The organism is Cupriavidus sp. 8B (assembly GCF_054589115.1).
Window position 1 is genome coordinate 1 of record NZ_BAAILO010000594.1, and the last position, 219, is coordinate 219.

Consider the following 219-nt stretch of genomic DNA (forward strand, 5'->3'; position numbering starts at 1 on the left):
CCGTCGCTATCGATTTCCTCATTGCTAAAGAAGCGATATGCAGCTTTGAGCTGCGCGCTGTCGAGAGCTTGCGGGAACGAACAATGCGGGCTTTGTGCCAACTGCCGCGCCAGCGCGACCAGCCGTTGGGTCCGCCGGGCGTCGCCCAATTCCGCAGCGCCAAACTCGTTGCTAGCCCAATCGTCGAGGTCATCGGTCTCAGTCACAGCTATCTGTCAT

1 protein-coding gene is annotated in these 219 nt (G+C 59.4%); it reads right to left on the reverse strand.

Going from position 1 to position 219, the window contains the following annotated elements; genetic code table 11:
* Positions 1–206 (reverse strand): IS4/Tn5 family transposase DNA-binding protein (locus ACYP5B_RS49800; protein ID WP_459574852.1); only part of this gene is annotated, 206 nt, incomplete at its 3' end.
* Between the last annotated feature and the right edge of the window lie 13 nt (positions 207–219).